Source organism: Chryseobacterium mulctrae, from assembly GCF_006175945.1.
GTDB classification, from domain to species: Bacteria; Bacteroidota; Bacteroidia; order Flavobacteriales; family Weeksellaceae; genus Chryseobacterium; species Chryseobacterium mulctrae.
In genome coordinates, this window is record NZ_VAJL01000001.1 from 313,804 (window position 1) to 329,611 (window position 15,808).

A 15,808-nucleotide genomic window follows, 5' to 3' on the forward strand; every position below is an offset into this window, starting at 1 on the left:
GATTTTATTAAAACTTTCCGATGTCTTCTCTGTAGAAGCCATAATCGAAATGTACATGACTTGCGTCTTCGTAAACTTTTTTGCGGGCATCTTCGTAAGTAGCGCCTGTTGCAACGATATTTAAAACTCTACCACCGTTAGAAACTACTTTATCTCCTTTTTTGATTGCTCCTGCATATAAAAGCTGACTGTGTCTTACTTTTTCTTCACCAGTGATTTCAAAGCCGGTTTCGATATTTCTAGGATAACCTCCTGAACACATTACAAGACAAACTGCTTTTTCGTCTTTAAATTTAAGTTCAATTTCTTTACCTTCCATACAGTCGTTGATAACATCCAACAGATTATTTTCCATTAATGCCATCAAAACCTGAGTTTCCGGATCACCGAATCTCATGTTGTACTCTAATAAGTAAGTTCCGTTTTTAGTAATCATTAATCCAAAGAAAATCATTCCTTTGAAAGTGAAACCTTCAGCTTTAAGACCTTTTACAGTAGGATTCAAAATATTATTTTCGAAATCAACATAATGTACTTCAGTGAATTCAGGGCTTGGAGCCACAGAACCCATTCCTCCTGTATTTGGACCAGTATCACCGTTTCCTACTTTTTTGTAATCTTTAGCAGCAATACATGGATATATTTTTTCACCATTTGAGAATGCAATAATTGACGCTTCAAAACCGACTAAATATTCTTCGATAACCAAACGAATTCCTGCATCGCCATAGATTCTTCTGATCATAAAATCGTGAATCGTAGCTTCTGCTTCTTCCAAAGTTTCGCAGATTACAACTCCTTTTCCACCAGCAAGACCACTTGCTTTTACCACTAAAGGATATTCCTGATTCTGAACATATTCTTTAGCTTCAGGATAAGAATCAAACACTACCGCTTTTGCAGTTTTGATATCATAGGTCTGCATAAATTTCTTAGAGAAAGCCTTACTTCCTTCAAGACTTGCTACTTTCTGATTCGGACCGAAAACTTTAAGACCATGCTTCTTAAATTCATCCTTCAAACCAGCTACTAAAGGAGCTTCTGGTCCTACAATCGTAAGATCTACTTTTTCCTTAATTGCAAAATCTCTAAGTTCTTTAATCTCTGATAAATGAACATTTTTTCCTATCGCACCAGTAGTTGCATTTCCGTTGGCGAAAAACATATGACTCACTCTAGAATCCTTCTGAAGTTTTGCTGCCAAAGCAGATTCTCTTCCACCTTCACCTATGATTAATATTCTCATACTTTATTTATTATCTAGTCTATTTTACAAATATATAATTTTGAATGCTATAAATACAATCTCAAATTATTTTTTAATTCTATTTTAATTAATGGAAAAAATGTCTAATTCCAGTAAACATCATCGGAATCTTGTGCTCATTTGCCGCTTCGATGCTGTCTTGGTCTTTTACACTTCCCCCCGGCTGAATAATTGCCGTAATACCTTCCTGAGCGCAGAAATCTACCACATCACGGAAAGGGAAAAACGCATCAGAAGCTAAAACTAAGTCTCCTGAGAATTTTTCTTTTGCTCTTTCAATTGCTTGTTGAGTTGCCCAGATTCTGTTAACTTGTCCGCTTCCGATTCCGAAAGCCTGAATTCCGTTAGAAACTACAATCGCGTTAGATTTCACATATTTTACCACTCTCTGAGAGAATAATAATGCTTTCTTCTGCTCTTCTGTAGGCTGGGTTTCAGTAACTACTTTAATATCATCAGAGAAAATACTGTCGTTGTCCTGAACTAAAATTCCACCATCAACCTTCACCCAAGTTTGTTTGTCAGAAACAGGGTTTACGATTTTTATAATTCTTAAATTTTTCTTTTTTCTTAAAACTTCCAAAGCTTCTTCATCAAAATCCGGAGCCATTACAATCTCAAGGAATGTTTTGTTTAATTCTTCAGCTGTTGCTGCGTCGATTTTGTAGTTCATTGCAACAATTCCGCCAAAGATAGAAACAGGATCACATTCGAAAGTTTTTGCATAAGTTTCTAAAGCCGAAGTTCCGATAGCAACTCCACAAGGTGTAGAATGCTTTACAGCACAACAAGCCATTTCTTCTTTAAATTCTGTAACTACTTTCCAGCAAAGATCCATATCACGAAGATTATTGAAAGACAATTCTTTACCTCCCAATTGTTCGAAATCTTTCATTGCTCCATTTTCGAAAGTAGAAGCATAATAAGCAGCAGTTTGATGAGGATTTTCACCATATCTAAGGTCAGCAACTTTTTTGTAAGAAGCACTTAAATAAGTTGGATATTCTTCATCTAAAAGCATTCTTGAAATTGCTGCATCATAAGCTGAAGTCAAATTGAATACTTTTCCTGCTAATTTTTTACGAGTTTCGATGTAAGTGTCACCGTTTTGTTCCATTTCGATTCTTACTTTTGCGTAATCTTCAACGTCAGTAAGTACCGTTACAGAATCAAAGTTTTTAGCTGCAGAACGAAGCATTGAAGGACCTCCGATGTCGATAAATTCTACTTTTTCGTGAAGAGCAATGTCTTTATTTACATTCTCAAAGAAAGGGTAAAGATTTACGATTACCATGTCGATCAAGCCAATTCCGTGCTCCTGAACGGTTTTCATGTGTTCTTCGTTTGAACGAACCGCCAATAAACCACCGTGAACTTTTGGGTGTAAAGTTTTCACTCTTCCATCCAACATTTCAGGAAAATCGGTTACTTCATCAATCTGAATTGGATTTAAACCAGCCTCTTTCAAATGTTTGAATGTCCCGCCTGTAGAAATCAATTCATAATTTTGGGATTCCAAAAACTGTGCGAATTCTGTTAATCCGCTTTTGTCAGAAACACTGATCAAAACTCTCTTGCTCATAGATTTTTCATTTTTGCAAGCGAAAACCGCAAGACTGCGATTTTCACTCATTTTTACTTTCATTTTTAGCATAGGATTTTGTCCTACACTTGGTTAAATTGTCCTTTTTCGGGACTTTTCAATTTTTACTTTTTACAGTTATTTCAAACTGTAGACCGGTTCTTTCACCTCCGATCTTACTTTTACTTAGATTCTTTACTTTTTCGAAATATTTTTTTATCAATCTAAGTGTGTCTTTTATATTTAATATAACAATGTATCAGTTTACCAATCTAACAATTCTTTTAATTGGTAAATTGTTAGATTACTAGATTGGTACATTATTCAATACTTTATTTATCGCTATTGGAAAAATTTCATATTCAATTTTGTGAACTTTTTCTGCAACAGTTTCTGGAGTGTCGTTTTCTGTAACTTCGAATGATTTTTGAAGAATCGCTTCTCCTTCGTCAATTCCTGGAGTTACAAAATGTACGGTTGCTCCGCTTTCTTTTTCTTTAGCTTCAATCACCGCATTGTGAACATGATGTCCCCACATTCCTTTTCCTCCAAATTTTGGAAGCAAAGCAGGATGAATATTGATTATCTTACCACCCCAGTTTTCACAAAACTCAGGTTTTAAAATTGATAAAAAACCAGCTAATACAATAAGATCTGTATTTTCGGGAATGATTTTACTCAATTCGCTGCTGAAGTTTTTTCCTCTTGGAATCAGAACGTTTTCTATATTATGATTTTTTGCTCTTTCCAATCCAAAACATTCTCTGTCGGCAACTACCAAAGATACTTTTGCATTTTGGATTTCTCCGCTATCAATAGTGTCGATAATTCGCTGAAGATTGGTTCCTGAACCTGAAACGAGTATAACTAAGTTTTTCATAAATTAATGTAACAATGTATCAGTTTAACAATGTAACAATGTCTTCAAATTGGTAAATTGTTACGTTGTTATATTGATACATTAAAATGATAGATTTATCTTTTCGCTTCCTGCAGTAATTTCTCCAATTTCGTAAGCGTCATCAAGAAGGTGTAAAACTTTTTCTGCATGGTCTGCATCAACAACGATAATCATCCCAACTCCCATATTGAAAGTTCCGAACATTTCTTCGCGAGCTACACCACCTCTTTTTTCCAGTTCCAACATAACGCTTGGAATCTGAATTTTTGAAGCATCAATAGAAGCACACAAACCATCACCAATAATTCTTGGGATATTTTCGTACAAACCACCGCCTGTAATGTGAGCGATACCTGCAACTTTTACTTCTTCGATTACTTTATGAATATCTTTATAATATAGTTTTGTAGGAACCAAAAGTGTTTCGTACAAAGGTTTCCCTTCAAATTCTTCATTAAAATCAGGGAAAACTTTTCTTACCAAAGAAAATCCGTTTGAATGGAAACCTGAACTTGGCAAAGCAATGATTTTATCTCCCGTTTTGATTTTTGAACCGTCAATAATCTGGTCTTTTTCAACAATTCCTACACAAAATCCTGCAACATCGTAGTCTCCCGGTTTGTACATTCCCGGCATTTCAGCAGTTTCACCACCGATAAGCGCACAGTTGTTGTCTTTACACGCTTCTACCATTCCTAAAACGATCTCTGCAGCAATTTCGGAATCTAATTTTCCGCAAGCTAAATAATCAAGGAAGAACAATGGTTTTGCACCGTGACAAAGAATATCATTGGCACACATTGCGAAACAGTCAACCCCGATAGAATCGTATTTTTTTGAGTCTAAAGCCACTTTAAGCTTCGTTCCCACTCCATCTGTTCCAGAAACCAACACAGGATTTTTGTAACCTCCAATCTCGTAGAAAGCTCCAAAACTTCCCAAATGATTCAAAACATTAGAATTGTGAGTTTCACCCACCGCTTTTTTGATCTTGTCAACGGTTTTGTAACCTTCTTCTTTGTCTACTCCTGCAGATTTGTACGTGTTGCTCATGTTTAATAATTTAGCAATGTATCAATGTAATAATGTAACAATGGTTTAAAATTGGTAAACTGTTACATTGATAAATTGGTACATTTTATTTTTACTTTTTATTCAAATTTAGAAAACAAAAAAGCCGACAATCTTGGTAGATTATCGGCCGTTATTTTATTTCAGAATTTCAGAGTCCACAATTTTCCCTTTTTCGGAGAAACATTCTTTAAAAGTGGTCTGAATTTTCATTACTTTTTCTTTTTGCAAAGATATTAATTTTATATTAATTTTCAAATGCTATTTTTCTAAGATTATTTCAACAGCAGAAATCTTATTTAATTTCTCTTGTAACTCACTGTTTTTATCGATGTTAGAAACTTTTTTATTTTCTTTATCGAAGTTATCATTAAAGAATGGAAGCGTGAAAGTATCAATAATATTCCCTCCATGTAACGGAAAGCGCTTTTCTGCAGCTTCCAAAACTCCCAAACCACCTCTTCCACCAGGAGCTGTAGCCATTAACAACATTGGTTTTTCGTTCCAAACCGCTCTGTCTTTAATTCTTGAAGTCCAATCGAAAACATTTTTAAATGCAGTGGAATATGTTCCGTTGTGCTCCGACAAAGAAACTAAAAGAATATCTGCAGCATCAATTTTTTCTGCAAAGTTTTTTGCTTCCTGAGGAACTCCGCTTTCTACTTCACGCTGATGTTTGTAGATCGGCATTTCAAAATCATTCATATCTACGATTTCCACTTCTGCATTTTCGATTAATGAAGCTGCGTAAGAAACTAATAATTTATTGATTGATGTTTCGGAATTACTTCCTGCTACTGCTAAGATTTTCATTGTATATTTAAATTTGTCTAAGTTTTAATTTATTATTGAAGTAGTATTTAAATTTAAACCACCCCGTCAAAAATTCTTTCGAATTTTCGCCACCCCTCCAAAGGAGGGGAATTTTTATTCGGCAAAAATATTTTAATTATTTTAAATAAGAGGGTAATTCCATAGGAACTTCCATTAAAAGGATTTCAGTGTCTTCTGTTGCTTCGATGTTGAAACTTTGGGTATCCCAGATTCCTAAACCGTCTCTTTCACCTAAAACTCTATCGCCTACTTTTGCACTTCCTTTTAAAACAAAAGCGTAAACGCCATTTCCTTTTTTATTGAGCATATAGTTTTTACCGTTTCCTTTGGTAAATTTAGCCAAATTGAACCATGCATCCTGATGGATCCAAACTCCGGCATCGTTTCTATTCGGTGATAAAATCTGTTGGAATCCGTTGTTTTTTTCTCCGTCTGCAATACTTATCTGATCGTATCTTGGCTCAACGCCAACTTCTCTGGGGAAAACCCAGATTTGTAAGAATTTTACGGCTTCGTCTTTATTTTTGTTATATTCGCTGTGTTGAACTCCCGTTCCTGCGCTCATTACCTGAATTTCTCCTTTTTTGATTACTGCAGTTGTTCCCATAGAATCTTTATGTTCCAAATCTCCTTCCAAAGGAATAGAAATAATTTCCATGTCTTTGTGTGGATGTGTTCCGAAACCCATTCCCTGAGAAACGGTGTCGTCATTCAACACTCTTAAAACTCCGAAATGGGTTCTTTCAGGATTTTGGTAACCTGCAAAGCTGAATGTGTGATAAGAATTTAACCAACCATGGTTTGCGTGACCTCTTGAATCTGCTTTGTGATAAACTGTTTTCATATTTTTATTATTTATTTGTTATCTAATTATTATAATTGCTTTTAATTATGATACAAATGTACAGCTTGCAGTTTCCGGAATTGTTGACGTAGGATAAGAAAGGATTTTATGTGAATTACAAATCGTGAATCGTCAATTTTCTTCGAAGTGAATTTTACTGCTACACATTTATCATAAGCTTTGGCTAAAGCCATTTTCTTAAAAACATAAAAAGCGGACTAAAGTCCGCTCCTATTGATGAAATTATTGATTTTATATCGTTAAATAATTTATTTTTTATTGTTTTTCAGTTCCGTTAAAATATCATCTTCCATTGCAGATTTTTCGGCAACCACTTTATCGACAACGTCATTTGGAACTGTCATTGAAAGTACATATTGTTTTACTTTCCAGGCTCCGTTTATTTTTTCTAAAACTCCTGAGCCACGGCAGATTTTCATTTGAGTATCCAATAATTCGTCAAACCAAGCGAAATTTCCATCTTTACTGAAATAGATATTTCTTTTCACGGAAGTAAAATTCCATGTTTTTTTCTTGTCGAAATGCGGTTTTGCCCAAGTTTTAAATTCTTGCTTATTCCAGATTTCTGTTGCGTCGGTTCCGATAAATGTAGATTCATCAGCAAAAAAACTGAAGTATTTTTCAAATTCTGCGTTGGCTGCAGCAACATTGAAATCATCAAGCATTTTTGAGATTTCTTTTTTTTCTTTTTCAAATTTAGCATCTTTAGATTGTGCTGAAAAGCTTGAAAAAGCAAATAGAAAGATTGCTAAAGCAAAGAAAAGTTTTGTTTTTTTCATTATAATAGATTTATATTTTATTCATTATATACGGTTTAGTCCATGATAAAAAATTTAATACTTTTTTTACCGCAAAAGAATCAAAAGAAATAATTGAAAAAAGAGAAAACCAAAAGTATTCAAAATGTAAAATTTTCATTTATTATTGTTTTGCTAACTTTTGATCAGCTTATTCCGTTATAAAATCTTTTGTCGCTTTTGCGGTTAAAAATATGTCATTTCCTAAAATATCCGATACAAAAAAGAGTTTCACCTTTATTTACCGGCGGAGTTCCTACTTTGTACAAAATAATTCCGGTGGTTTGTGAAACGATATCGTGTTTTTTATTTCCAAATTTGTCTGTAATATAGCCTAAAATTTGATTCTTTTTTACTTTATCTCCACTTTTCAGTTCACTATAAAAAATTCCATCTTCCGGCACTCTTATATAATCTTGCTGGTTTAAAAGAACAGTTTGCTTTTGATTGACCGTTTTTGATTTTCCAGTCACATAATTTCCCGAATTTTCAAGCATGTTGTAAACCGCAGTTTTAATCAAATGTACATTGTCTTTCTGTACAGTTCCCAGTTTTCCGGCTTCAATACTCAAAGCTATAATTCCCTGTTGTGTAGCTTCTTTGAAAGCATATTTCGCAGGTTCGGTCGGAGTTAAAGTGTAAGGATAAGAAACAACATATTGAATTCCTGATTTTACAGATAAATCGTGAGTTTTTTTAGTGTTTTCAGCTGTATCTTTTCTGTCGTAATAGCAGACAAAAGACAGTAAATCTTCATTAGCATCACCACCATGAATATCTAAAAAAAATGTTGAATTCGGAATAATTTCTTTCGTGATCAAGTGTGCGATCTGCTCGGTTGAACTTCCTTTTTCTAAGCCCGGAAAAGCGGTATTTAAATTTTTCTGGTCTAAAGGATTTACAAAAGGAGTCCTTTTTTGAAAAGATTCAACATTTGCGATCGGAATAATAATTAAACTTCCTTTTATATTTTCAGGTTTTATTTCTTTTAATAATTCCTGAACAGCAATAATTGGTGGATATTCGTAGCCATGAATTCCTGCAACAATAGTGAAAACCGGACCATTTTCTTTTCCTTTAATAATCGTAACCGGTAAATAAGTTTCCTTTGAATCACTTTTAACAGAAAATATTGTGTCTTTTCTGAAAGAACCATTTTGCTTTAAAATTTCCTTTACTGATTGAGATTTCAACATTGTAAAAGAAACAAAAGCTGATAACACAATCGTTTTGAAGATCAATTTTATCATTTTTAAATATCATTAAATTTAAGATGCTGTAATTTCCATTCGTTTTGCAATTCTGTTTGCCAACCAACTTACGTAGAACAATTGAAAACTGTGATAAACCATTATAGGAAGTAAAAATAAAACTTTTTGCTCATCCGGAATTCCTAAAACAAGCAGGAACAAACTTCCGTGAACCAAAGATTTTTTTGATCCGCAAAAAGTAGCAGTGATAATTTCTTTAGGTTTAAAATTCATTTTTTTAGCCAAAAATTTAAGGATCTCATAGACTGAAAAGAACAGAAAAACCACACTCAACGCCAAAATTACAAACACCACTGAAGGAACTGAAGCAAAAATACTTTCAATAAATGCACTCGAAAAGCTTTCATACACGATCAATAAAATAATCAGTCGGTCAAATTCTGCGATGATACTTGAATATTTTGTCACCCACTTTTTGAAAAAAGGATTCAGCAAAATCCCTAAAATAATCGGAAGTAAAACTTTTAGTAATAACTGTTCGATAATCTCGATTTGATTTCCACCTTCTCCATTCGAAGTCAGGAAAAAACTCATCAAAAGCGGAGTCATCACAATCCCGATAACTCCTGAAATGGAAGCATTAAAAATCGCTGAAGTTACGTTTCCTTTTGCAATAGAAACCATCACAACCGATGAAGAAACGGTTGACGGTAAACTTGCAAGAAAAAATACGGAAAGCCAAATATTATAATATTGAGAATCTTTTACAAATGGATAAAAAATTAAGACCAGTAAAGGAAAAATAATAAAAGTGCCTGACTGAATCAGTAAATGTAATTTCCAATTGGAAACATCTTTTACTACTTCTTTCAGATTTAATTTTAAACCATATAAAAGAAAAATCCCGGCAATTCCCCAATCGATAAATCCTGAAAGATTAAAAAACTGGTTGTAAGATCCTTTAAAGGGAATCAGTTTCGCCATTAAAACCATCGCAACCAATAAAAAAAGAAAAGTATTTTGCTTGGTGAAAATTTTAGTCATCAGCTTCATTCAATATCATTTAAAATAAAAATCCTTAAAGTTTTTAGCTTTAAGGATTCTAAAATTACAAATTATTTATTTTACAGGCTTTATGGAAACAGCAAAACCACCGCTTCGAGCCATTTTAAAATTTATTTTAGATTTACTCGTAATCTGCTTTTTGTAGATGTTATAACTTTGAGGATTATCGATATAATCAGCATCTTTTCCATCTTCATAAATGGTTGCTTCGTATTTTTTTCCTTTATCTAAAAATGAAAAATCTACGGTATATTCTCGCTTATTTTCATCGGTAATTCCGCCTACAAACCAGTTTTCTGTGCCTTTTGCTTTTCTCGCTGTGATCACATGATCTCCCGGTTCTGCTGAAAGAATTTTCGTATCATCCCAATCTGCTGCAACATCTTTGATAAACTGAAAGGCATCCATGTGTTTTGCATAGTTTTCAGGCAAATCTGCAGCCATTTGAAGTGGCATATACATCGTAACATAGAGCGCCAATTGTTTTGCTAAAGTAGTTTTCACAAAACGTTTATCTCCCGGAAAATAATAATCTAATTTAGTTTGAAAAATTCCTGGCGTATAATCCATCGAACCACCCATCCATCTTGTAAACGGAAGAATTGTTTGGTGATCAGGATTATTTCCTGCGAAAGCTTCATATTCTGTTCCACGAGCTGCTTCTGCTGAAATATAATTTGGATAAGTACGGCTTTCTCCACCCGGACGAACCGATTCGTGAGAATTGACCATGATTTTATAATCATTCGCTTTTTCTACAATTCTGTAATAATGATTGATCGTCCATTGCGAATAATGATGCTCTCCTCTCGGAATAATATCGCCTACATAACCCGTTTTCACAGAAGTATAACCGTATTTATTCATTAACTGAAAAGCCTTATCTGCCCATCTTTCGTAATTCGTTGCCGAACCAGAAGTTTCGTGATGCATAATTAGTTTAATTCCTTTTGAATGTGCGTATTCATTCAGTATTTTAATATCAAAATCCGGATAAGGGGTCAAAAAATCAAAAACATATTCCTTGGAATGACCGAACCAGTCTTCCCAACCGATATTCCAGCCTTCGATCAACAAACCGTCGAAACCGTTTGCAGCGGCAAAATCAATATATTCTTTAACTCTTGTAGTATTTGCTGCGTGTTTTCCGTTGGGTGTTAATTTAGAAAAATCTGTTACTCCAAGATGCACATTATCTGCTGTAGAATACGCCCACTGCGCTTTTCCGATAATCATTTCCCACCAAACTCCCATATATTTTGTAGGTTTTATATAAGAAGTGTCGGTGTATTTTGTAGGTTCATTCAGATTAAATAACATTTTTGAGTCCATTAACTCTTCCGCTTTTGGAGACACGATAATAGTTCTCCAAGGCGTTACAGAAGGAGTCTGAATGTAACCTTTTGCACCTTGTCGATCCGCTGTAAGATGCGTTTTAAATTTAAAATTCTGAGCATCAACCTCAAGATGTGAAGCTGCATAATTTAGAACTGCCGCTTCTGCAATATTGATATACAATGGTTCTTTTCCGTTCTTTTTTAACATCAAAGGCGATTGAACTGCATTTTTAATTAATTTCTGTGAAGCATTAGAATCAAAAGCTTTATCCCATCTTGTAGGAATTTCTGAAATATTTGTTTCCTGATATCTGTATTCCTGAGAATCGTAATCGGCAACCATCCACCAAGCTTTCATGTCGGTTGGAAAATCAAATTCTGTATCTTCTTCTTTGATGATAAAATAATTCAGATTTTTCTGCTGTGGAAATTCGTATCTAAAACCTAAGCCGTCATTGAACAGTCTAAACTTTACGACAATACTTCTGTCTGTAGAATTTTGATTCAGCGTAATCGCCAATTCATTATAATGATTGATGTAATTTTTCTTTTCACCTAAAACGGGTTGCCATGTTTCGTTTTTTGAATCTCTTTTTTCGGAAGTTTTAACAAAGTCATTATTCAAATCAAATTTTGCATCTTCCGCTTTAGTTATTTCAGAAGCGAAACTTATCGAAGTATCTTTAAAAAGCCTTAAACCTAATTTTGAATCTTCAACAACCGTAGATCCGTTGTATTTTAAATTGTAAAAGGGAACTCCGTTTTTGAGCTGAAAATTCATTTCAAATTTTCCGTCCGGAGATTTCAGAGATTGTGCCTGTGCACCTGCAAACATCATCGATAATAAAACCGCAGCAACTGTAATTTTCATTTTATTGAATATTTATAAACTTTAAAAATAAAAAATTAGAACCAACAATTACCAATAATTCAGATAAAGATTATTTAGCTATAAAATTTACACATGATATTATAGCGTCTAAATCGGGGAATTTTGGCAGATTATCTTTATCTTTGCAGACTTAAAACTATACTATAAATGTCAAACAGAAAGATGATTACGGCGGCTTTGCCATATGCAAACGGACCGGTTCATATTGGGCATTTGGCTGGAGTTTACATTCCTGCAGATGTTTATGCTAGATTTCAGAGAAGATCAGGAAAAGATGTTGCTTTTATTTGCGGAAGCGATGAACATGGAATTCCTATCACCATAAGAGCTAAAAAAGAAGGCGTTACCCCACAAGATATTGTCGATAAATATCACGAGATCATCAAAAAATCTTTTTCAGATTTGGGAATTTCGTTTGATGAATATTCTAGAACAACTTCGGCTAATCACCGTGAAACAAGCCAGGATTTCTTTAAAGTTCTTTATGAAAAAGGGAAATTTTCGGAAGAAATGTCTGAGCAATATTTCGATGAGCAGGCTAATGAATTTTTGGCTGACCGATATATCGTTGGAACTTGTCCGAACTGCGGAAACGAAAACGCTTACGGAGATCAGTGTGAGAAATGTGGTTCTACCCTTTCGCCATCAGAATTGATCAATCCAAAATCAATGTTGAGCGGAAATGTTCCTATTTTAAAAGAAACAAAAAACTGGTATTTACCATTAAATGAATATGAAGATTTCCTAAACGAATGGATTATCGAAGGTCATAAAGACGATTGGAAACCGAATGTTTACGGACAGGTAAAATCTTGGTTAAATGATGGTTTAAAACCTCGTGCAATGACCAGAGATTTGAACTGGGGTGTTCCTGTTCCACTTCCCGGAGCAGACGGAAAAGTATTGTATGTTTGGTTTGATGCACCGATCGGTTACATTTCTTTCACCAAAGAATGGGCTGCAAAAAATGGAAAAGACTGGAAAGATTACTGGCAAAGTGAAGAATCTGATTTAGTACATTTTATTGGAAAGGATAATATCGTGTTCCACTGTATTATTTTCCCTGCGATGATGAAAGCTCACGGAGATTACAAAATGCCGAAAAATGTTCCTGCCTTTGAATTTTTAAATCTTGAAAACGATAAAATTTCAACTTCAAGAAACTGGGCGGTTTGGGCACACGAATATGTTGAAGATTTCCCTGGACAGCAGGATGTTTTGCGTTATGCATTACTTTCTTCAGCTCCGGAAACGAAAGATAATAACTTTACATGGAAAGATTTCCAGACTAAAAACAATTCTGAATTGGTTGGAATTTTTGGAAACTTCATCAACAGAGTTGCGGTTTTAATTCATAAATATTATGATGGAATCGTTCCTCTAGGTGATGTAAATGCTCTTGAATTAGCGGAAATCAATAAATCAGCAAAAGAAATTTCAGGATTCCTTGAAAATTACGAATTCAGAAATTCTTTAACGGCTTTAATGAATTTAGCTCGTTTCGGAAACCAATATCTTCAGGCTGAAGAACCTTGGAAAACGATTAAAGATAATCCTGAAAAAGCGGCGCATTCATTATTTGTTGGAGCTCAGATTGCAGTTGCTTTAGCGCAATTGTGTGAACCGTTTATGCCTTTCAGTTCTGAGAAATTATTGAATATGTTTAACGTTCAAAAATCAGACTGGAATACTGTTGAAACAAAAACTGTTTTAATTGAAACGGGTCATCAAATCAACGAAGCATCTCTTCTTTTCTCAAAAATTGAAGACGACGTTATTGAAGCTCAGATTCAGAAATTAGAAAATACAAAACAAAGCAATAAAAAAACAAATCCTAACGCCAACCCAATGAAAGAGGAAATACAGTTTGATGATTTTACAAAAATCGACTTGAGAACAGCAACGATTATTGAAGCTGAAAAAGTAGAAAAAGCTGATAAATTATTAAAACTAACTGTTGATACAGGAGTTGATGTAAGAACTGTAGTTTCAGGGATTGCAGAAAGCTTTACCGCTGAAGAAGTGATCGGAAAACAAGTGATGATCTTATTAAATCTTGCTCCAAGAAAAATCAGAGGAATTGAATCTCAGGGAATGTTGTTATTAACAACAAAACCAGATGGAAAATTATCTTTTGTAACTCCGGACGACAGCAATGTTGAGAACGGAATTGAGATTGGATAAATTTTCAATATTTAGATAAATGAAACGACGCAAATTCTGCGTCGTTTTTTTTATGATTATATTTTTATAAAAATTAGACGTCTTAATTATGGAAATTAGACGTCTAATTTGTTTAAGTTATACGTCTCACATTTTTTATTTAGGCGACTAATTTTTTTGATTAGTTTTTAATAAAAAAAATATTTATTATCTCGTTATTTTCTTCGCCATATAATCACTCTCGTTTCCTAAACGGTCAATTGCTTTTATTGCAATGGCATTCAAATTTTTGCCGTCTTTAAACTTAGGAATTTCTTTTGAAAGATTCTCTAATGTAAGAATTTCGGTTTCCCAAACTCCATTGTATTGAGTAAAAAGAACCCATTGAAAAACATTTCCTATATTTTTAGAGCTCCAGCTTGTCTGGATAGAACTTCCATTATCATTGATGAATAAAGTTGGTTTTTCTAAAGGAACTGCTTTTATCCAAGGGCTTTTTGGTATTAAAGCTTTTTCTTTATAAGGTCCGTTTTTTAAAGTAGGAAGCATGTTTGAACTTTTCGTTAAACCAGCAATACTCCAATGTACTTCTCCTGCATCATCTTTCAAAATCTGTCTTGACAATTCCACCTGATTTTTAATTTCGCCCGGTCTGTCGGAAACTTTTATTTCAACGGTATTTAAACCCGGCCAAAGATGACGGTTCATGGTATTTTCAGATTTCCACCAATTTAACAGAGAAGCAAAAGCTTGTCCTTTTGAATCGATGGGCCAATACAATTGTGGAGAAAAATAATCTACCCAACCTTTATTCAACCATAATTTAGCATCAGCAAACAGTTCATCATATTGCGAAGAACCAACAATTCCTTCCGGATAACCTGGTTTCCAGATTCCAAACGGACTAATTCCAAATTTTACGTAATTTTTCTCAGCGTGAATTTCTTTGTAAATTCTTTCTACAAATTGATTCACCTGATCTCTTCTCCAGTCTGGTCTGGAAAGTGTACCTCCAGAACTTTGATAAACTCTCCAGCTTTCATGATCCGGAAAATCAATCCCTCTGTTGTAGGTTGCGTATGGATAAAAATAATCATCAAAATGTATCGCATCCAAATCATATCTTTTCACCAAATCTTTCACAACATTAGAAACATGTCCCTGAGTTTTAGGATTAGCAGGATCAAACCAATACATTCCGTTTTTCAGTTTAATGGTAATATCTGAAAGTTTATTCACCATCGATTGGTTGGAAACCGCTCCCCCATTCGAATGATGTGCTCTGTAAGGATTCAGCCAAACATGAAGTTCCATTCCTCTTTTATGAGCTTCTTCAATCCAAAATTGTAACGGGTCATAATTTGGATATGGAGGTTCTCCTGTTTTTCCAGTCAAAAAATAAGACCATGGCTCCAATTCACTTGTATATAAGGCATCTGCAGACGGACGTGCCTGAAAAATAACTGCATTAAAATTATTTTCCTGAAGCATATTCAACATATTGGTGGCTTCAGCCTTTTGTTGATCTACAGAAAGATTATTTCTTGAAGGCCAGTTAATATTGGCTACACTTGCAATCCATACGCCACGGAATTCTCTTTTTATTGCAGGAAGATTCACTCTAAACTCTTCATTAACAGGAATCGCTGCGATGGGCGGAACTAATTTAGGATTTGGAGTTTTAATCGTATTATTCGATACTTTATTTTTTACTTTCGGAGTATTTTCTCTTACAGCACATGAAGTACTGAAAGAAGCAAACATACCTAATATGCAGACTAATTTTATTTTAGAGATTTTCATATATGATTCCAAGAAAGGAT

12 protein-coding genes are annotated in these 15,808 nt (G+C 34.1%); 1 reads left to right on the forward strand and 11 read right to left on the reverse strand.

Features of this window, described 5'->3' with window-relative positions; translation table 11 throughout:
- Window positions 1-7: 7 nt before the first annotated feature.
- The 10 genes from purD to FDY99_RS01420 form a co-directional block, all read right to left on the reverse strand.
- Complete coding sequence (gene purD, locus FDY99_RS01375; protein WP_074228152.1) at window positions 8-1,246, reverse strand: phosphoribosylamine--glycine ligase; 1,239 nt, start codon at window positions 1,244-1,246, stop codon at window positions 8-10.
- Window positions 1,247-1,334: 88 nt separating this feature from the next.
- Window positions 1,335-2,849 carry a bifunctional phosphoribosylaminoimidazolecarboxamide formyltransferase/IMP cyclohydrolase gene (gene purH / locus FDY99_RS01380; protein ID WP_139423747.1) on the reverse strand — a complete coding sequence of 505 codons (1,515 nt, stop codon included), beginning with the start codon at window positions 2,847-2,849 and terminating at the stop codon, window positions 1,335-1,337.
- Between the two features lie 307 nt (window positions 2,850-3,156).
- A complete protein-coding gene (gene purN, locus FDY99_RS01385; protein ID WP_139418771.1) occupies window positions 3,157-3,729 on the reverse strand; it encodes a phosphoribosylglycinamide formyltransferase in 573 nt (190 codons plus the stop codon).
- Between the two features lie 81 nt (window positions 3,730-3,810).
- Window positions 3,811-4,803 (reverse strand): phosphoribosylformylglycinamidine cyclo-ligase, encoded by a 993-nt coding sequence (gene purM, locus FDY99_RS01390; RefSeq protein WP_139418772.1) that lies wholly within the window; start codon window positions 4,801-4,803, stop codon window positions 3,811-3,813.
- 279 nt (window positions 4,804-5,082) lie between these two features.
- Window positions 5,083-5,634 (reverse strand): NADPH-dependent FMN reductase, encoded by a 552-nt coding sequence (locus FDY99_RS01395; RefSeq protein ID WP_074228149.1) that lies wholly within the window; start codon window positions 5,632-5,634, stop codon window positions 5,083-5,085.
- A 136-nt stretch (window positions 5,635-5,770) separates the two neighbouring features.
- Entirely contained in the window at window positions 5,771-6,499 is a 729-nt protein-coding gene (locus FDY99_RS01400) for a pirin family protein (RefSeq protein WP_139418773.1), read from the reverse strand.
- A 269-nt stretch (window positions 6,500-6,768) separates the two neighbouring features.
- Complete coding sequence (locus FDY99_RS01405) at window positions 6,769-7,299, reverse strand: nuclear transport factor 2 family protein (protein ID WP_139418774.1); 531 nt, start codon at window positions 7,297-7,299, stop codon at window positions 6,769-6,771.
- A gap of 215 nt (window positions 7,300-7,514) precedes the next feature.
- Window positions 7,515-8,567 carry a succinylglutamate desuccinylase/aspartoacylase family protein gene (locus FDY99_RS01410; RefSeq protein ID WP_139418775.1) on the reverse strand — a complete coding sequence of 351 codons (1,053 nt, stop codon included), beginning with the start codon at window positions 8,565-8,567 and terminating at the stop codon, window positions 7,515-7,517.
- Between the two features lie 18 nt (window positions 8,568-8,585).
- Window positions 8,586-9,581, reverse strand: coding sequence for a bile acid:sodium symporter (locus FDY99_RS01415; RefSeq protein WP_139418776.1), 996 nt, complete (start codon window positions 9,579-9,581; stop codon window positions 8,586-8,588).
- A gap of 66 nt (window positions 9,582-9,647) precedes the next feature.
- Window positions 9,648-11,801, reverse strand: a complete 2,154-nt coding sequence (locus tag FDY99_RS01420; protein ID WP_139418777.1) for a glycoside hydrolase family 97 protein — start codon at window positions 11,799-11,801, stop codon at window positions 9,648-9,650.
- 168 nt (window positions 11,802-11,969) lie between these two features.
- Here FDY99_RS01420 and metG point away from each other — a divergent pair, with 168 nt between their 5' ends.
- Window positions 11,970-14,006 carry a methionine--tRNA ligase gene (metG, locus tag FDY99_RS01425; RefSeq protein WP_139418778.1) on the forward strand — a complete coding sequence of 679 codons (2,037 nt, stop codon included), beginning with the start codon at window positions 11,970-11,972 and terminating at the stop codon, window positions 14,004-14,006.
- 186 nt (window positions 14,007-14,192) lie between these two features.
- On the opposite strand, the gene FDY99_RS01430 is transcribed toward metG, so the two are convergent.
- Window positions 14,193-15,788: a glycoside hydrolase family 10 protein gene (locus FDY99_RS01430; RefSeq protein WP_139418779.1), complete on the reverse strand. Its 1,596-nt coding sequence runs from the start codon at window positions 15,786-15,788 to the stop codon at window positions 14,193-14,195.
- Window positions 15,789-15,808 lie beyond the last annotated feature (20 nt).